The following is a 16,392-nucleotide window of genomic DNA, read 5'->3' on the forward strand; positions in this document are numbered from 1 at the left end:
TCGTAGCTAGATTTGTATTTTGTATCTTTGCCGCTATGTCCAAAACATTCGAGGATTTTAATTTCAATAAACAGGTTCTTAACGCTATTGCTGATGCAGGTTATGAAACGCCAACCCCCATTCAAATAAAAGCGATTCCGCCTATTTTAAATGGGCAAGATGTTTTAGGAATAGCGCAAACCGGGACAGGGAAAACCGCAGCTTACGTTTTGCCTATGATTATGAAATTAAAATATGCACAAGGAAATGATGTTAGAGCTTTAATTGTTGCGCCAACCAGAGAATTAGCAATACAGATAGAAGAGAATGTTAAACTTTATGCTAAATACACCGATTTAAGAATTGTTTCACTTTATGGCGGTTTAGGACCTAAAACACAAATAGAGCAACTGGCAAAAGGTTTAGATATTTTAATTGCTACACCTGGAAGATTTACAGATTTATACCTAGAGGGGCATATTGCAACAAAGAAGCTACAAATATTAGTTTTGGATGAAGCTGATAAGATGATGGATATGGGCTTTATGCCACAAATCAATAAAATCTTAGAAGTGGTACCTCAAAAAAGACAAAATTTGCTTTTTTCTGCTACCATGAGTGCTAAAGTTGAGAAACTGTCAGAAAACTTTTTGCTATGGCCTACAAAAGTAGAAGTAAGCTTACAAGCAACACCAGCAGAAACTGTTACACAGGAACTTTACTTTGTGCCTAATTTTAAAACTAAAATTAACTTATTAAAGGTTTTTGTAGAGGACGACCCTAGTGTAGAGAAGCTTATTATCTTTTGTAAGAGCAGGGCTAATGCAGAAAATGTTTATAAATTTCTTTTAAGAAGATTTAATGATAGCCATGTAAAGGTTCTACATGCCAATAAAGGGCAAAATACGCGTATAAATTCTATTAATGCGTTTAAAAACGAAGAAGTTAGAATTTTAGTAGCTACGGATGTTGCTGCCCGAGGTATCGATGTTAGTAATGTTACGCATGTCATAAACTTTGATGTACCCGTGGTTATAGAAGATTATGTACACCGTATAGGCAGAACCGGCAGAGCGTTAAAGGTTGGTAAAGCTGTTACCTTTTGCAATCCGGCAGAAGAGCTTTATATCCGTAAGGTGGAGAACCTCATCCGGCAAACCATACCTGTTTATGATATTCCAGAGAAGGTTTATATTGAAGAAACACCTTACGAGGAGCGCCAAAGCATAGCTAGGGAAATAGATGATCAAAAGAAACGTGAAAATCCAGATTTTAAAGGGGCTTTTCATGAGAAGAAAACGCAAAACCAAAAAGCTAAATTTAAAGCGCAACGAGCTAAGGCTACAGGTAAAAGACCTGTTTCATCAAGCAAAAAAAGGAAAAGATGAAGAATTTGAAGTTTACACCCTTAACCTTAGTCATTGCTTGCTGTATCACCTACTCATGCTATATGCTTTTAGGTTTTGATGCCTCTAAAAATGCAGGAATAGGAGTAAATTCAAAAGTTTTTTTTACACTATTACTAGCCGTTATTCTTTGGCTTACCGATTTACTTTTTAGAAGATTTGTTCTTGATAAAAGATGGCTTTGGTTGATACAAGGCTCTTTTATCATACTTATAATATTAATGATTTTAATTTTTCAAACGATATGAAGAAAGCAGAAATAAAACTAACGATAGAGCTTGATGATAATAATGTTCCTGAAAATATTACTTGGGAATCTAGTGATGCAGAAAACAAAGAAGCTTTGGCAGTAAAATCAATGATGTTAGCCTTATGGGATCATAATTTTAAAAATAGTTTAAGAATTGATTTGTGGACGAAAGATATGCCTGTAGATGAAATGAAGAGATTCTTTTATGAGACTTTACAAACCATGGCCGATAGTTTTTTAAGAGCTACAGGAGAAAAAAATATTGTTGAAGATTTAAGAGATTACTGTGCCCATTTTGCAGAAAAAATGGAAATCATGGAGAAATAATCAAAAATAAAAAGCAGACTGGATTAATCCATGTCTGCTTTTTCTAAATACATATCCTCAATAGCTTCAGCGTATTTTTTCTCAATCACTTTACGCTTTGCTTTCATGGTTGGTGTCATCTCACCTTCTTCAATACTAAAAGGGTTTCTTTTAATTTTAAAGTTTTTGATACGCTCAAACTTGGCTAATTCGTTAGAGAAGCGTTTAATATCATCTTCAATCCATTTATGAATAGTTTCATCTTCAATAAATAGATCAGCTTGCTCAAAAAAACTGTTATTTAAATTGAAAGTTTCTTGCATCGTTTCTCTGGCAGGGGTGATGATAGCTGTAACGTATTCTTTTTTGTCGCCAATGAGGAAAACACTTTCAATTTTAGGACTTTTTAAATAGGTATTTTCAACTGGTGTTGGATAAATGTTTTTACCGAAAGCATTTACCAGCATATTCTTTAACCTATCTGTAATTTGCAGGTTGCCTTTGTAAAATCTCCCTATATCTCCGGTGTGGAACCAGCCTTCAATATCAATAACAGAAGCAGTTTCTAAAGGCTTGTTCCAATAACCCTGCATCACACAATGTCCTCTTACACAAATTTCTCCTTCTTTGCTGGTATAATCTTCTTTAAAGGTGTCATGTGTTTGAATAGTTATAAACTCTTTAGTTTCTACATCTTGTATACCAACTTCTATCCCCGGAATTACCCTACCAACGGTGCCATAAACCTGACGTTGGTATTCTGTAACAGACATTACTGGCGAGGTTTCTGTTAAACCAAAACCTTCCAAAATTTTGATACCTAGGTTTCCGAAAAACTCACCTACGTTTTTAGGTAAGGCAGCTCCGCCTGATATCATAAATTTTAATCGTCCGCCAGTTTTTTCTTTTATTTTACTAAAAACCAGTTTTTCTGCAATATTTTGTTTTAATGATAATAGGAAACCTGGAGTTTTACCAGATTCTAAAACCATACGATGTGCTTGTCCAACTTCCAAAGCCCATAAGAATATTTTAGCTTTTGTGCCACCGGCTGCTGTTCCGCTTTTAATGGCTTTATCATGTATTTTTTCCAGTAGTCTGGGTACGCAAGACATTACCGTTGGTTTTACTTCTCCCATATTGCTGGCTAGAAGCTCTAGACTTTGCGCAAAAGCTATTTGGCAACCTACCGTACAGCAAACATGATAAGTTGCTGTTCTTTCAAAAACATGAGATAGGGGTAAGAAGGATAAAAATAAATCGTTCTTATCTATAACTGGAATTTGCTCTAAACAAACTTTAACATTTTCAACAAAGTTAGCGTGGCTAAGCATAACGCCTTTAGGGGTACCAGTTGTACCTGATGTATAAATTAATGCAGATAAATCATTAGGTAAAACAGCTGCTCTGGCTAAAGTTATTTCGGCTTGATTTTTATTTACAGATAAGCGTCCTTCCTGTATAAGTTCATCGAAACTAATTACACCAGCTTGTAAATCGGCTTTTTCAATAATTTTATGATAATCGTCAAAGTTGGCTACGATTCTAATTAAGGAAGGGCAATTATTCGCAATTTTTATGATTTTCTTTAATAAGAAGTGAGTTCCTACCAAGAGAGTTTTTATACCCGAATCATTAATAATATATTCTATTTCATGTTCTGTAAGCGTAGGATAAATGGAGGTATTTATAGCACCTAGTTGTTGTAAGCCTTGGTCGAAAAATACATATTCAGGGCAGTTTTCTAGAATAAAGCCAAGCCTGTCTCCCTTCTTAATTCCCATTTCTAAGAGGTAAGAAGATACTGCATCAGCATTTTCTAAGGTTTTTTGGTAAGATATTTCTTCCCAATAATCCTTTACCTTTCTTTTAAGAAAGGTACGGTCAGCAGGATGAATTTTATCGACAACATTTCTTAATAAATGCGGTATAGTAGTTTTCTCTGTTATTAAATTCATTTTAATAAAGACTTTTTATAACTGGTTGTTTAAAGACAATATTATGTTATTTAAAGTAATAAAACAACAAAAGGCATCCTTTATAGAATGCCTTTTAATATTGTAATATCAATAATACTTTATACAGAGAAGCTTTCGCCGCATCCGCAGGTTCTGCTAGCGTTTGGATTGATAAAGTTAAATCCTTTGCCATTTAAACCATCAGAAAAATCAAGTTCGGTGCCAGCTAAATAAAGAAAAGATTTCATGTCTAAAACAATCTTAACTCCTTTATCTTCAAAAGCTTGGTCTCCTTTTTGAGTTTCGTTATCAAAATCCATATTATAAGATAAACCAGAACAACCACCACCTTTAACAGAAACTCTTAAAAAATAAGAACTATCTAGGCTAGCTTCTGACATCAGCTCCTCTACTTTTTGCTTTGCTTTATCTGTTATTGTAACCATATTTTTTAGTATTGGGTATTAAGTAATGAGTACTGCGAAGTCTCATTACGCAATACGTTAAACGCAATACAAATTAATGATGTGATTTTTCCAACTCTAAAGCTGGTAAACCATTTTTAACTCTGTAATCATTGATTGCAGACTTGATTGCATCTTCTGCTAAAACTGAACAGTGAATTTTTACCGGAGGTAAAGCAAGTTCTTCTACAATATCCATGTTATCAATAGTGATAGCATCATCAATAGATTTGCCTTTTAACCACTCTGTAGCTAAAGAAGAAGAAGCAATTGCAGAACCACAACCAAAAGTTTTAAACTTTGCATCAGTAATGATATTGTTTTCATCAACTTCGATCTGTAAGCGCATTACGTCGCCACACTCTGGTGCACCAACTAAACCTGTACCTACATTTTTTTTGCTTTTATCTAAAGTACCCACGTTTCTTGGGTTACTGTAGTGGTCGATTACTTTATCTGAATATGCCATTTTATTTAAGATTTAAGATTTACGACTTTCAATCTAGAGCCGTAAATCAGTGTTTACATTTTTATGTTAATCTAATTTTAGATTTCATAAGTGAAAATCCAAAATCGTAATTCATTTATTCGTAATTAAGATTAATGTTCTGCCCATTCAATAGAATCTAAGTCTATTCCTTCTTTAAACATTTCCCAAAGCGGAGAAAGTTCTCTTAAGTGGTTAACAGCTTTTTTAGTGTTTTCTATTGCAAAATCAACTTCTTCTTCTGTTGTAAAGCGTCCTAATCCAAATCTGATAGAAGAATGTGCTAAATCATCAGATAAACCAAGATTTTTTAACACATAAGAAGGTTCTAAAGATGCTGATGTACAGGCAGAACCAGAAGAAACTGCCATGTCTTTCATAGCCATCATTAATCCTTCACCTTCAACGTATTTGAAAGAGATATTAGTTGTATGAGGCAATCTATTTTGTTTGTTACCATTAACGTAAGACTCTTCTAATTCTATCAAACTGTTCTCTAGTTTATCTCTTAAAGCAGAAAGCCTTTTAGCATCTTGTTCCATTTCTAATTGGCAAAGTTCGCAAGCTTTACCAAAGCCCACAATACCAGGAACGTTTAATGTGCCAGAGCGCATGCCTCTTTCGTGGCCACCGCCATCCATTTGAGAGGTTACTTTAACTCTTGGATTTTTTCTTCTTACGTAAAGTGCACCAACACCTTTTGGTCCATACATTTTATGACCTGTAAAAGCCATCAAATCAATACCATCTTCATTTACATTAACAGGTATTTTACCTACTGCTTGTGTAGCATCAGAGAAAAATAAGGCTCCGTGTTTGTGTGCTATAGCAGATATTTCTTTTATAGGTTGGATAACACCAATTTCGTTATTTCCGTACATCACAGAAACTAAGATGGTTTGAGGAGTCATAGCTGCCTCTAATTTTTGTAAATCTAGTAAGCCATCAGACTCTACTTCAAGGTACGTAACCTGAGCGCCCAATTTTTCTAAGTGTTTACAAGTGTCTAAAACAGCTTTATGCTCAGTTGTTAAGGTAATGATATGATTACCTTTGTCTTTATACATTTCGTAAACGCCTTTGATAGCTAAGTTGTCAGACTCTGTAGCGCCAGAAGTGAAAATGATTTCTTTTTCTGAAGCACCAATCAATTTTGCAACTTGTTCACGAGCATAATCAACAGCCTCTTCTGCAACCCAGCCAAATGGATGGTTTCTGCTGGCAGCATTTCCAAATTTTTGAGTGAAATAAGGTAGCATCGCTTCTAGTACCCTAGGGTCCATAGGCGTTGTAGCATTATTATCTAGATATATGGGTGTAGTTAACATCTTGTGTATTATTTAGAATTATTTTAAATCAATAACAAAGATAAGAAAAAAGTTTTGGAGAGGGTATATATATTGTCTATATAGCTATAGGTAAATTAGTCATAAAAATGCAATTTTGAGTATGAAGAAATTAGACCACGTAGGTATTGCAGTACAGAATTTGAAAGATGCTATCCCGGTTTTCGAAGCTGTTATGAATACGAAAGTTTACAAAGAGGAAGATGTGCCAGAACAACAAGTGAGAACTGTTTTTTTACAAGCCGGAGAAAGTAAAATTGAACTCTTGGAAGCATTAAGTGATGAAAGTGCTATTGCTAAATTTATAAATAAGAAAGGGGAGGGTGTGCATCATTTGGCTTTTGAAGTTGATGATATTTTTGAAGAGATTAAAAGACTGCAAGCTTTAGGTTATGAACTGATTAATCCTGAACCCAGAAAAGGTGCTGATGATAAATGGATTGCCTTCTTACATCCTAAAAATACTAAGGGTGTTTTGATAGAAATTTGCCAGCAAATAGGGTAATTCAAAAAAAAGTAGAATTCATTTGAATTTTCAGATAATAAATTAATATATTTGCCCCTCTTAAAAATGGGACTGAAAGGAACTGAAATATAATGAAAAAAGATTTGCATCCATCAAACTACAGATTAGTTGTTTTTAAAGATATGTCTAACGAATATGCTTTCTTAACTAAATCTTGTATCAATACAAACGAAACCGTTAAATGGGAAGACGGTAATGAGTACCCTCTAGTAAAATTAGAGATTTCTCATACTTCACACCCTTTTTACACTGGTAAAATGAAGTTGGTAGATACTGCCGGACGTATTGATAAATTCAAAAATCGTTACGCAAAAAAATAATTTCATAGAAAAGATATTTTTTATAAAGTCTCGGCTAGTTTGTCGGGACTTTTTTGTTTTTTTGCAGCATGGCAGTCATTCTATTTGATGATCAATCCAGGGAAAGTTTATTCCCTTTGACATTTACCCGCCCAGTAGCAGACCTTAGAATTGGTATACTCACCATTTCAAAAAAATGGGAGCATTATTTCCAACAAGAATCATCTTACTTAACCAAAGATTATCTTCAGATCAAATATCCAACGCTAATTCAAGCACAGAATATTTTTATTAATGGTTCTGTTCTTCCAAATAAATCCTTATTAGAAGCTATTGATGCTTTAAAAGAGGCAGAGCTTTTGATTAAGGATGATATTATTTTGGCTATTAAATTAGCTGAAACAGATGCAAAAACTTTTAATCTTCATGATTTAGGTAAATATGCTAAGGTAAATTTTGAAGGTGCTTTTACCAAATTGGCTTATCCTGAAGATATTTTTAAATATAACGACCAAGAGATAAGAGCAGATTTTGATTTGTTAACCAAAAACAGAACATCAGCTACTTTAAGTAATACCAATACCATTATAGGCGAGCGTATTTTTATTGAGGAAGGTGTGGAAGCAGAATGCTCTTCATTTAATACTAAAAATGGTCCTATATATTTGGGTAAAAATGCTCAGGTTTGGGAAGGTACACATATAAGAGGAAGTTTTGCGCTTTGCCATGATTCTCAGGTTAAAATGGGAGGTAAAATATATGGAGGAACAACTATTGGACCTTATTGTAGAGTTGGTGGAGAAATTAATAATGCTGTTATCTGGGGGCGCTCATCAAAAGGGCATGATGGTTATTTAGGAAACGCTGTTGTAGGAGAGTGGTGTAATATAGGTGCGGATTCTAATAACTCTAATCTCAAAAATAATTACGACGAGGTAAAACTATGGGATTATAACAGCCAAAGATTTAGAAAAACTGGTTTGCAATTTTGTGGCTTAATTATGGCAGACCATGCCAAATGCGGTATCAATACCATGTTTAATACAGGAACTGTAGTAGGTGTTAGCGCTAATGTATTTGGTGCGGGTTTCCCTAGAAACTTTGTGCCGGATTTTGCCTGGGGTGGCGCACATGGTTTTGAGGTTTACCAATTAAAAAAAATGTTTATTACCGCAGAGGAAGTTTTTAAAAGAAGAGATCACATCTTTAATGATGTTGAAAAAGATATATTAACACATATTTTCAATTATACAGAAGCATACAGAAGATTTTAACATGAGAAAAAAAATAGTTGCAGGAAACTGGAAAATGAATAAAGATTATACCGAGGGAATGAGTTTATTTTCTGAGGTAGTAAATATGGTAAATGATGAGGTACAAGGCCAGCAAGAGGTTGTTGTTTGTGCACCTTATATCCATTTACATAGCTTAGTAGCTTTAGGTAAAGGTAATCAAAAGGTTGCTGTTGGTGCACAAAACTGTCATCAAGAAGCAGCAGGTGCTTATACAGGAGAAATTTCTGCTGGTATGCTTACATCTATAGGCGTTCAGTATGTGATTTTAGGTCACTCAGAACGTAGACAGTATTTTGGTGAGGATAATGCGCTTCTAGCTAAGAAGACTGATATCGCTTTAAAGAACAACTTAAAGCCTATATTTTGTATAGGAGAGACTTTAGAAGAACGTGAGAGTGGAAAGCATTTCGATATCATTAAATCACAATTAGCGGAAGCAACTTTCCATTTATCAGCAGCAGATTTTTCGAAATTAGTGATTGCTTACGAGCCTGTTTGGGCAATTGGTACAGGCGTTACAGCCTCTTCTGAACAAGCACAAGAAGTACATGCTTTTATCAGAAAAGAAATAGCATCAAAATATGGAGAGGCTGTTGCAGAGGCGACAACGATTTTATATGGTGGCAGTTGTAATCCTAAAAATGCGGCAGAATTATTTTCCCAAGCAGATATTGATGGAGGTTTAATTGGTGGTGCATCTTTAAAATCAAGAGACTTTTTAGATATCGTAAAAGTTTTCAATCAATAACCTTCATCTTAAAATTTCAAAACTTACAGTATATTTATCAATAGCTGTAAGTTTTTTTTTGCCATAAATTCATCATCATGAACTATTACGAATTGGTATTTACCCTTATTTCTGCCGAAGATTTCCATCAAGATTTACTGATTAATGAGCTTGCAGGAATAGGTTTTGACACTTTTGAAGAAACAGATTTAGGCTTTAAAGCTTACATAAAATCCGTAGACTTTGATAAAGAGCAAATAGATCAGGCTTTAAAGGCTTACCATGAAATGTTTACTTTTAATTATGAAATCAATCTTATTCCTCAGAAGAACTGGAATGAAGTGTGGGAAAGCAATTTTTCTCCGATAGAATTAAAAGATCAGATTTACATTAGGGCAACTTTTCACGAGCCTAAGCCGCATTTTCCTTATGAGATTGTGATAGACCCAAAAATGGCTTTTGGTACCGGTCATCACCAAACTACAGTTTTAATGTTAGAATGGTTATTAGAAACGGAGTTGAAAGATAAAACTGTTTTAGATATGGGTTGCGGTACGGGTATTTTAGCTATTCTGGCATCTAAACTAGGTGCTAAATCAGTTGATGCTATTGATTACGATGAATTGAGTTATGATAGTGCTTTAGAAAATGCTGTCTTAAATGATATTCAAAATCTTACAGCCATTTGTGGTTCTAAAGAGGTTATTCCAAGCAAAACTTATGATATTATTTTGGCTAACATCAATAGAAATATTCTGCTAGACCAAATAGAGCGCTATGCTATTGCGTTAAAAGTAGGTGGAGAGCTGTTTATGAGTGGTTTCTATCAGGAACCCGATTTAGAAATCATTGTGGATGAAGCAAGAAAGCATGATTTGAAATTTATTTCGCATAAGGAGTTAAATAATTGGGTTTCAGCTAAATTTATAAAGTAAAAAATTTTGAGAGTACATTTTATCGCCATTGGGGGTGCTGCTATGCATAATTTAGCTATTGCACTACATTTAAAAGGATTTAAGGTTACAGGTTCTGATGATGTTGTTTTTGAACCATCAAAATCCAGATTAGCGAAACATGGTTTGTTGCCTGTAGCAGAAGGTTGGCATGAAACTAATATTAGTGACGATCTTGACGCTGTTATTTTAGGGATGCATGCTAAAGCTGATAATCCTGAACTTTTAAAAGCTCAGGCCTTAAACATTCCTATTTATTCTTATCCTGAATATATTTATGAGCAATCAAAACAGAAGAAGCGTATTGTAGTTGGTGGCAGTCATGGCAAAACAACCATAACTTCCATGATTCTTCATGTATTAAAGTATCATAAAAAAGATTTTGATTATCTGGTAGGCGCACAAATAGAAGGTTTTGATAATATGGTAGGCTTGTCTGATGCTCCATTGATCATTATTGAGGGAGATGAGTATTTAGCATCACCTATTGATAGAAGACCAAAGTTTCATTTGTATAAAGCGCATGTGGGTATAATCAGCGGTGTAGCTTGGGATCATATCAATGTGTTTCCCACTTTTGAGAATTATAAGGAGCAGTTTACGAAGTTTATAGATACGATAGAGCCTGATGGGACATTAATTTATTGTGAAGATGATGCAGATCTTAAAGCTTTGGTAAATAATTATAGCAATACCAAATCTTTAAAAATTCTCCCTTATGTGGCTCATGAGGCTATCATAAAATTTGGGAAAACATTTCTGTTGGATAGTGAAAAAGAGCAGTTGCCTTTAGAAATATTTGGTGCACATAATTTAATGAATTTAAACGCCGCTAAATTAGCATGTTTAGAAGCTGGAATTAATGAAAAGGAATTTTATGAGGCCATAAAATCTTTTAAAGGGGCCGCCAGAAGATTAGAAAAGCTAGCAGAAAATGATGATGCAGTAATTTATAAAGATTTTGCCCATTCGCCATCTAAGCTTAAAGCTACTGTTGAGGCTGTAAAGCAACAATATCCAGAAAGAAAATTAATTGCATGTATAGAATTGCATACTTTTTCTAGTTTAAACAGAAACTTTTTAAATGAATATGCGTATACATTAAACCATGCAGATGAAGCAATAGTCTTAATAGATGACAAAGTGGTAAAACAAAAAGGTATGGAGGCTTTTACAGAGCAAGAAATTTTTGATGCTTTTAAATCAAAAGATATAAAATTTTTTAATCAGCCTGAAAAAATAAAAGCATACCTGTTAACGTTTCAATTAAGAGATGCTAATTTGTTATTAATGAGCTCAGGTAATTTTGGAGGTATTGATTTAGTTACATTAGCAAAAAAATTGCTACACAATTAATTTTTATATTATTTTTGACACCTGTTAAATTTTTAATAAATTTAAAGGTTAAAAAAGTTTTTTAGTAAGGTTAAAGATGAAGTTATTAGGAAAAAAAATCAGATTATTAAGACACCAAAAAGGGTGGAGCCAGGAAGATGTTTCTAAGCAATTAGATATTTCTATTCCTGCTTTTTCAAAAATTGAAACAGGAATTACAGATGTGAATTTATCAAGATTAGAGCAAATATCTGCTTTATTTGATATGACTGTGGTTCAGTTATTAACTTACAATGATCCGGAGCAGGAATTAAAGTATGCATCTGATCTTGAAATGATTACTAAAAAGCTGCAAGAAAGAGAGTCAGAAGTTATCGATCTTCAGAAAAAAGTAATAGAGCTTTATGAGGAGATTAGAAATATGAAATCTTTTGCATAAAATTTTTAGAGAGGGCAATAAAGCCCTCTCTGTTTTTTTATGGGAATTTAAATCTCATTGTGGCATGTCTTTTACCAAATGTAGCTCCGGTAGCTTCATGGATAGCCAGCATCTTATCATTAAAATCTCCTACCCAAGATAGTTCTAACTCATCATACTGGTTTAATGGTAAAACATACTCTTTCAATTTTATAAAAAGAGCTGATTCTAACCCGTGTTTCTGGAATTTTTCTTTTGTTCCCATTACAATAGCTCTCATTCTGTTTACCCCTTTTGTTTTATAATAAAGAAATTTAAGTTTTTCTATAAATCCCAATTTACCTTTAAGGGGCTTAATCATGAGATTAGCATCTGGTAAAATAACCACAAAAGAGGCTGGTTCATCATTAACATAAGCAAACCAAATCAGTTTAGGGTCCATAATTAATTTCATTTTATTGAAACTTTCCAGAACTGTTTCGTATTTGATGGGAGAAAAGTTAGGGAAGTTTTTCCAGGCATCATTATAAATTTCCATAAAATCTGATGCAAACTTTTCAAAGTTCTTGGTATCTAAATGCTTAAAGCTATAACCATCTTTTTTTGCAACCCAATTTGCAATTTTTGTAAATCGCTCTGGAAAAGGTTTTTTTACTGCTAAATGATTGGTGATTTGTTCATAAATTGTTTTAAAACCATAATCTTCAAAATGCTTTTTGTAATATGGTTTATGGTAATTCATGCCATAAGATGGATGTGAGAATCCTTCTATCAATAAGCCCCAAAAATTATCATTTTCACCAAAATTGATAGGACCATCCATAGCTTCCATACCATGGCTTTTCAACCAATTTTGAGCAGTATCAAACAATAGTTTAAAAGCTTCTGGATTATCAATACACTCTATAAATCCTATACCTCCAGTTGTTTGTTCAAAAGTATGGGCTTTTTTATCATTTATAAAAGCTGCTATTCTGCCAATACAAGTTTGGTTGTTATCATATAAAAGCCAGCGGATAACTTTACCGTGGTTATGAAAATTGTTTTTCTTAGGATCAAATACAGCTTCAATATCTTGGTCTAATGGGCAAACCCAGTGTTCATCATCTTTGTAAATCGCTTTTGCAACGTTTAAAAACTGTTGTTTATCTTTTTTAGAGCTTACCTCTTTTATTAGCATTATGAAATATTAAGCAGAAATAAAAAAAGCATTCCATATAGAAATGCTTATAGAAATATTTAATTAATGAGGATTAAAAATCGTCATCGTCATCAAAATCATTAAAGTCGTCTATTCCTCCCAAATCATCTATAGGAAGATCAAACTCATCTTCTTCTTCATCCATGAATTTGTTGTTTGCTTTAGCATCTTCAGGTTTTTCTATGCCTGGATTCTCACTGTTCTTTGATAATGGTTTTTTAGGAGTTTTCATGAATTTAAATTTTACTCTTAGCTCTATTAAAGTTAATAAGATTTTATAAATATTTAAACAATAATTTTTTTGTTTTTATTGTCAAACTGTAGCTCAAAAATAGAAGGAAATTCTAATTCCAAAAAAACAAAAGCATAAATTATTCATTTTTTTCTCCTATTTCTGAGGATTCTGTACTTTCTAAATCTTTCAACTGTGGAAGGTCTAATACAGAGTTTATACCGAAATAGTCTAAGAAATAAGTACTTAGATGATATAAAAGTGGTCTGCCCGGGCTATTAGCTTTGCCTGCTATGGTAATAAAATCTTTTTCTAATAATTTTTGGATGGTATAATCGCAGCTTACTCCTCTTATTTGTTCTATTTCTAGTTTGGTTATAGGTTGTCTGTAGGCGATGATTGCTAAGGTTTCTAAAGCTGCCTGACTTAGCTTTTTCTTAGAACGTTGTATATAAAGTTGTTGTAAAATTGGTTGCGTTTCTTTTTTTGTTAGAAATTGGTAACCACCGCCAGTTTTAGCTAGCTCAATAGCAGATTCTTCTTGAGCATATCTATTTTGAATATTATTGATATGAGTAAGTACTTCTGCATCGCTAATATCTTCTTGTAAAGTTATTTGCAAACAAGCCAAAATCTCTTCTAAGCGGATGCTGGTATCAGAGGCGAAAATCAGTGCTTCGATATATTTTTCTGTCATACTCATGGGCTACAAAGAAATATAAAATTAATAGTTAATTTCTTGCTGAAGGAAATCTTTTTCCGTTCTCCATTCATATAACTGATTTCTTAGTTGTGGCTCAAAACCAGCTTCTCTAATAGCTTCTTTGATGCCATTTGATGTAAACCTATGTGGAGCGCCAGCAGCACTTACAACGTTTTCTTCTATCATGATAGAGCCAAAATCGTTAGCACCTGCATGTAAGCATAATTGAGCAACTTGTTTGCCTACGGTTAACCATGATGCTTGAATGTTTTTAATATTAGGCAGCATGATTCTGCATAAAGCTATCATTCTGATGTATTCATCGCCGGTAACATCATTGGTAATACCTCTGATTTTTTTAAGCAAGGTACCATCATCCTGAAAAGGCCATGGAATAAAAGCGGTAAAACCATAATGTCCTTCGGGTTTTTCTGCTTGCACTTCTCTTATCCAAATCAAATGTTCAAAACGTTCTTCTATCGTTTCTATATGGCCAAACATCATGGTTGCAGATGTTGCAATGTTTAATTTATGAGCAGCTCTCATCACATCCAGCCATTCTTGTCCGCCGCATTTACCTTTAGATATTAAACGTCTTACTCTGTCGTTTAATATTTCTGCACCAGCACCCGGTAAAGAGTCTAAACCAGCTTCTTTTAAAGCTTTAAGCACATCGTAATGGCTCATACTTTCTAATTTAGCAACGTGAGCAATTTCTGGAGGTCCTAAAGCGTGTAATCTTAAAGTAGGATACAGTTCTTTCAATTGCTTAAATAAATCAGCATAAAATTGTAAACCTAAATCAGGATGATGCCCGCCTTGAAGTAATAACTGATCTCCGCCTAAGCGAAAAGTTTCTTCTATCTTTATTTTGTAGGTTTCTATATCGGTGATATAACTTTCCTCGTGACCCGGTCTTCTAAAGAAATTACAAAATTTACAATTGGCAATACAAACATTGGTAGTGTTAACATTACGGTCTATTTGCCAAGTAACTTTACCATGCGGAACTTGTTTTTTCCTTAATTCGTTAGCTACATACATGAGCTCTGGAGTGCTTGCATGATGATATAAGTAAACCCCTTCCTGAAGCGATAAAAACTCAAAGTTTAACGCTCTGCTTAATAATTCAGCAACATTCATATACAAAAATACTTTATTCAGTTTGATTTGTTTTAGAAATCATTAAGTTTAAACTTTGTTGACTATGTCTTGACAACAAATCCACCAGATATACACAATTTTGCTGTTTGTTTATAAATTCTTTTATGATTCATTTTGAGCGATTTACTTTAGAAAACGGTTTAAAAGTTTTGGTACATGAAGACCATACCACACCTATGGCTGTTTTAAATATTTTATATGATGTAGGAGCGAGGGATGAGCATCCTGATAAAACGGGTTTTGCCCATTTGTTTGAGCATTTGATGTTTGGAGGCTCTATCAATATACCCTCTTATGACGAGCCTTTGCAGCGTGTTGGAGGAGAAAATAACGCTTTTACCAGTAATGATATCACCAACTACTATATTACTTTGCCAGCTGTAAATTTAGAAACTGCTTTTTGGCTAGAATCAGATAGGATGCTGAGTTTGGCATTTTCTGAAAAAAGCTTAGAGGTGCAAAAAAATGTAGTTTGCGAGGAGTTTAAACAGCGTTATTTAAATCAACCTTATGGCGATGTTTGGTTGAAACTGCGTCCGTTGGTATATAAAAAACACTCGTACCAATGGCCCACTATAGGTAAAGAACTATCTCATATAGAAAATGCTGAAATGGCTGATGTGAAAGCTTTTTTTAAAAAGCATTATAACCCACAAAATGCGATTTTGGTAGTAGGTGGTGCAGTTGATAAAGCAAGAGTTAAAGAGCTGGCAGAAAAATGGTTTGGGCCCATCCCGGCAGGAGAAAAATACCATAGAAACTTGCCAGAAGAACCTAAGCAATTAGCAGAAGTTAAAGAAACTGTTTTTGCTGATGTTCCTTTAAATGCTATTTATAAAGTCTTTAAAATGCCAGGAAAAATGGATGAACGTTACCCTGCTATAGATTTAATTTCTGATATTTTATCGCAAGGAAAATCATCCAGATTATACCGTAATCTGGTTAAAGAACAACAGCTGTTTAGTGATGTTAACGCTTATAATTATGGAAGTCTGGATACGGGTATGTTCATTTTAGAGGGTAGATTAAACCCAGGTATCGGTGTAGAAACTGCTGATGAAGCTATCTGGATTGAGTTAGAGCAACTTAAAAATCAATTAGTTAATGATGATGAATTAACTAAAGTGAAAAATAAGTTTGAATCTACCTTAACTTTCTCTGAAATGAGTTTGTTAGATAGATCCATGAATATTGCTTTTTATGAATTGATGGGAGATGCTTCACTTTTTAATACCGAAGTTGATAAATACTTAAGTGTTACAGCGGCTCATATCCAACAGCAAGCACAGCAATTGTTTACCAAAGAACAAGCCACTACGTTATATTATTTAGCTAAATAAAGA

General features: G+C 33.8%; 19 protein-coding genes. 11 read left to right on the plus strand and 8 right to left on the minus strand.

Annotated elements, in window-relative coordinates:
• The first annotated feature begins 35 nt into the window (after positions 1–35).
• From H510_RS0106865 to gldC, 3 genes are read left to right on the plus strand one after another with little or no spacing between them, the layout of a single operon-like run.
• Positions 36–1,367, plus strand: coding sequence for a DEAD/DEAH box helicase (locus H510_RS0106865; protein WP_026903649.1), 1,332 nt, complete (start codon positions 36–38; stop codon positions 1,365–1,367).
• Positions 1,364–1,633 (plus strand): hypothetical protein, encoded by a 270-nt coding sequence (locus H510_RS0106870; protein ID WP_036692184.1) that lies wholly within the window; start codon positions 1,364–1,366, stop codon positions 1,631–1,633. The genes H510_RS0106865 and H510_RS0106870 overlap by 4 nt, the downstream gene beginning before the upstream one ends.
• Positions 1,630–1,962, plus strand: coding sequence for a gliding motility protein GldC (gene gldC, locus H510_RS0106875; RefSeq protein WP_026903651.1), 333 nt, complete (start codon positions 1,630–1,632; stop codon positions 1,960–1,962). Before H510_RS0106870 ends, gldC begins: the two co-directional genes overlap by 4 nt.
• Before the next feature lie 23 nt (positions 1,963–1,985).
• On the opposite strand, the gene H510_RS0106880 is transcribed toward gldC, so the two are convergent.
• The 4 genes from H510_RS0106880 to H510_RS0106895 form a co-directional block, all read right to left on the minus strand.
• The gene (locus tag H510_RS0106880; protein WP_026903652.1) at positions 1,986–3,899 is read right to left on the minus strand and encodes an AMP-dependent synthetase/ligase; all 1,914 of its coding nucleotides are present in this window, start codon (positions 3,897–3,899) and stop codon (positions 1,986–1,988) included.
• A 119-nt stretch (positions 3,900–4,018) separates the two neighbouring features.
• Positions 4,019–4,345: a HesB/IscA family protein gene (locus H510_RS0106885; RefSeq protein ID WP_026903653.1), complete on the minus strand. Its 327-nt coding sequence runs from the start codon at positions 4,343–4,345 to the stop codon at positions 4,019–4,021.
• Between the two features lie 73 nt (positions 4,346–4,418).
• Positions 4,419–4,832 carry a Fe-S cluster assembly scaffold IscU gene (gene iscU, locus H510_RS0106890; protein ID WP_026903654.1) on the minus strand — a complete coding sequence of 138 codons (414 nt, stop codon included), beginning with the start codon at positions 4,830–4,832 and terminating at the stop codon, positions 4,419–4,421.
• A gap of 131 nt (positions 4,833–4,963) precedes the next feature.
• The gene (locus H510_RS0106895; protein ID WP_026903655.1) at positions 4,964–6,178 is read right to left on the minus strand and encodes an IscS subfamily cysteine desulfurase; all 1,215 of its coding nucleotides are present in this window, start codon (positions 6,176–6,178) and stop codon (positions 4,964–4,966) included.
• Positions 6,179–6,299: 121 nt separating this feature from the next.
• On the opposite strand from H510_RS0106895, the gene mce reads away from it, so the two are divergent.
• The 7 genes from mce (at position 6,300) to H510_RS0106930 (ending at position 11,770) form a co-directional block, all read left to right on the plus strand.
• Positions 6,300–6,701 carry a methylmalonyl-CoA epimerase gene (mce, locus tag H510_RS0106900; RefSeq protein ID WP_026903656.1) on the plus strand — a complete coding sequence of 134 codons (402 nt, stop codon included), beginning with the start codon at positions 6,300–6,302 and terminating at the stop codon, positions 6,699–6,701.
• A 92-nt stretch (positions 6,702–6,793) separates the two neighbouring features.
• Positions 6,794–7,042 (plus strand): type B 50S ribosomal protein L31, encoded by a 249-nt coding sequence (locus tag H510_RS0106905; protein WP_026903657.1) that lies wholly within the window; start codon positions 6,794–6,796, stop codon positions 7,040–7,042.
• A gap of 68 nt (positions 7,043–7,110) precedes the next feature.
• Positions 7,111–8,295 carry a GlmU family protein gene (locus tag H510_RS0106910; protein ID WP_026903658.1) on the plus strand — a complete coding sequence of 395 codons (1,185 nt, stop codon included), beginning with the start codon at positions 7,111–7,113 and terminating at the stop codon, positions 8,293–8,295.
• A 1-nt stretch (position 8,296) separates the two neighbouring features.
• A complete protein-coding gene (gene tpiA, locus H510_RS0106915; RefSeq protein ID WP_026903659.1) occupies positions 8,297–9,064 on the plus strand; it encodes a triose-phosphate isomerase in 768 nt (255 codons plus the stop codon).
• 77 nt (positions 9,065–9,141) lie between these two features.
• The gene (gene prmA / locus H510_RS0106920) at positions 9,142–9,978 is read left to right on the plus strand and encodes a 50S ribosomal protein L11 methyltransferase (protein WP_026903660.1); all 837 of its coding nucleotides are present in this window, start codon (positions 9,142–9,144) and stop codon (positions 9,976–9,978) included.
• A 6-nt stretch (positions 9,979–9,984) separates the two neighbouring features.
• Positions 9,985–11,352 carry a UDP-N-acetylmuramate--L-alanine ligase gene (locus H510_RS0106925; protein WP_026903661.1) on the plus strand — a complete coding sequence of 456 codons (1,368 nt, stop codon included), beginning with the start codon at positions 9,985–9,987 and terminating at the stop codon, positions 11,350–11,352.
• A 76-nt stretch (positions 11,353–11,428) separates the two neighbouring features.
• Positions 11,429–11,770, plus strand: a complete 342-nt coding sequence (locus H510_RS0106930; protein ID WP_026903662.1) for a helix-turn-helix domain-containing protein — start codon at positions 11,429–11,431, stop codon at positions 11,768–11,770.
• Positions 11,771–11,807: 37 nt separating this feature from the next.
• Here H510_RS0106930 and H510_RS0106935 read toward each other — a convergent pair whose 3' ends face one another.
• The 4 genes from H510_RS0106935 to mqnC all read right to left on the minus strand — a co-directional run bounded on the left by H510_RS0106935 (position 11,808) and on the right by mqnC (position 15,028).
• Positions 11,808–12,929, minus strand: a complete 1,122-nt coding sequence (locus H510_RS0106935) for a hypothetical protein (protein ID WP_026903663.1) — start codon at positions 12,927–12,929, stop codon at positions 11,808–11,810.
• Positions 12,930–13,002: 73 nt separating this feature from the next.
• A complete protein-coding gene (locus H510_RS0106940; RefSeq protein ID WP_026903664.1) occupies positions 13,003–13,182 on the minus strand; it encodes a hypothetical protein in 180 nt (59 codons plus the stop codon).
• A 139-nt stretch (positions 13,183–13,321) separates the two neighbouring features.
• Complete coding sequence (gene scpB / locus H510_RS0106945; protein ID WP_026903665.1) at positions 13,322–13,885, minus strand: SMC-Scp complex subunit ScpB; 564 nt, start codon at positions 13,883–13,885, stop codon at positions 13,322–13,324.
• 21 nt (positions 13,886–13,906) lie between these two features.
• Positions 13,907–15,028, minus strand: a complete 1,122-nt coding sequence (gene mqnC / locus H510_RS0106950) for a cyclic dehypoxanthinyl futalosine synthase (RefSeq protein WP_026903666.1) — start codon at positions 15,026–15,028, stop codon at positions 13,907–13,909.
• A 125-nt stretch (positions 15,029–15,153) separates the two neighbouring features.
• On the opposite strand from mqnC, the gene H510_RS0106955 reads away from it, so the two are divergent.
• Entirely contained in the window at positions 15,154–16,389 is a 1,236-nt protein-coding gene (locus H510_RS0106955; protein WP_026903667.1) for a M16 family metallopeptidase, read from the plus strand.
• The last annotated feature ends 3 nt before the right edge of the window (positions 16,390–16,392 follow it).

Origin of the sequence: Pedobacter glucosidilyticus DSM 23534 (assembly GCF_000425145.1) — a bacterium.
Classification (GTDB): domain Bacteria; phylum Bacteroidota; class Bacteroidia; order Sphingobacteriales; family Sphingobacteriaceae; genus Pseudopedobacter; species Pseudopedobacter glucosidilyticus.

What these genes read in the sequence shown, in the direction of transcription:
- H510_RS0106930 (WP_026903662.1), top strand. Translation starts at nt 11,429, where the DNA reads ATGAAGTTATTAGGAAAAAAAATCAGATTATTAAGACACCAAAAAGGG.
- H510_RS0106940 (WP_026903664.1), bottom strand. Translation starts at nt 13,182, where the DNA reads ATGAAAACTCCTAAAAAACCATTATCAAAGAACAGTGAGAATCCAGGC.
- H510_RS0106885 (WP_026903653.1), bottom strand. Translation starts at nt 4,345, where the DNA reads ATGGTTACAATAACAGATAAAGCAAAGCAAAAAGTAGAGGAGCTGATG.
- mce (WP_026903656.1), top strand. Translation starts at nt 6,300, where the DNA reads ATGAAGAAATTAGACCACGTAGGTATTGCAGTACAGAATTTGAAAGAT.
- H510_RS0106865 (WP_026903649.1), top strand. Translation starts at nt 36, where the DNA reads ATGTCCAAAACATTCGAGGATTTTAATTTCAATAAACAGGTTCTTAAC.
- H510_RS0106895 (WP_026903655.1), bottom strand. Translation starts at nt 6,178, where the DNA reads ATGTTAACTACACCCATATATCTAGATAATAATGCTACAACGCCTATG.
- H510_RS0106955 (WP_026903667.1), top strand. Translation starts at nt 15,154, where the DNA reads ATGATTCATTTTGAGCGATTTACTTTAGAAAACGGTTTAAAAGTTTTG.
- H510_RS0106905 (WP_026903657.1), top strand. Translation starts at nt 6,794, where the DNA reads ATGAAAAAAGATTTGCATCCATCAAACTACAGATTAGTTGTTTTTAAA.
- gldC (WP_026903651.1), top strand. Translation starts at nt 1,630, where the DNA reads ATGAAGAAAGCAGAAATAAAACTAACGATAGAGCTTGATGATAATAAT.
- iscU (WP_026903654.1), bottom strand. Translation starts at nt 4,832, where the DNA reads ATGGCATATTCAGATAAAGTAATCGACCACTACAGTAACCCAAGAAAC.
- H510_RS0106870 (WP_036692184.1), top strand. Translation starts at nt 1,364, where the DNA reads ATGAAGAATTTGAAGTTTACACCCTTAACCTTAGTCATTGCTTGCTGT.
- H510_RS0106935 (WP_026903663.1), bottom strand. Translation starts at nt 12,929, where the DNA reads ATGCTAATAAAAGAGGTAAGCTCTAAAAAAGATAAACAACAGTTTTTA.
- mqnC (WP_026903666.1), bottom strand. Translation starts at nt 15,028, where the DNA reads ATGAATGTTGCTGAATTATTAAGCAGAGCGTTAAACTTTGAGTTTTTA.
- H510_RS0106880 (WP_026903652.1), bottom strand. Translation starts at nt 3,899, where the DNA reads ATGAATTTAATAACAGAGAAAACTACTATACCGCATTTATTAAGAAAT.
- prmA (WP_026903660.1), top strand. Translation starts at nt 9,142, where the DNA reads ATGAACTATTACGAATTGGTATTTACCCTTATTTCTGCCGAAGATTTC.
- scpB (WP_026903665.1), bottom strand. Translation starts at nt 13,885, where the DNA reads ATGAGTATGACAGAAAAATATATCGAAGCACTGATTTTCGCCTCTGAT.
- H510_RS0106910 (WP_026903658.1), top strand. Translation starts at nt 7,111, where the DNA reads ATGGCAGTCATTCTATTTGATGATCAATCCAGGGAAAGTTTATTCCCT.
- tpiA (WP_026903659.1), top strand. Translation starts at nt 8,297, where the DNA reads ATGAGAAAAAAAATAGTTGCAGGAAACTGGAAAATGAATAAAGATTAT.